Raw genomic sequence first — 229 nt, forward strand, 5'->3', positions numbered from 1 at the left:
TGGATGCTTTAATCGAAAATATTAGACCAAAACTGGAAGCGCTCGGTGAACACTTTGCACCTACATTAGCCAATTTAACCGGGAATGAAATGTTTCCTCATGTTGCAAAACATGCACGCCGGACAACGAACCCTCCAAATGATACGTGGGTAGCATTTGCCAATAACCGTCGTGGATATAAAATGCTTCCTCACTTCCAAATCGGCATGTGGGAAACCCACCTTTTCAT

General features: G+C 43.7%; 1 protein-coding gene. It reads left to right on the top strand.

All coding sequences use genetic code 11. The features are described from left to right. Nucleotides 1-229 (top strand): DUF1054 family protein (locus tag ACFVYJ_RS14010; protein ID WP_463255494.1); only part of this gene is annotated, 229 nt, incomplete at both ends.

The sequence above is a fragment of the Pontibacter sp. JAM-7 genome (genome assembly GCF_048548695.2).
In the GTDB taxonomy this organism is placed as follows: domain Bacteria; phylum Pseudomonadota; class Gammaproteobacteria; order Pseudomonadales; family Balneatricaceae; genus Neptuniibacter.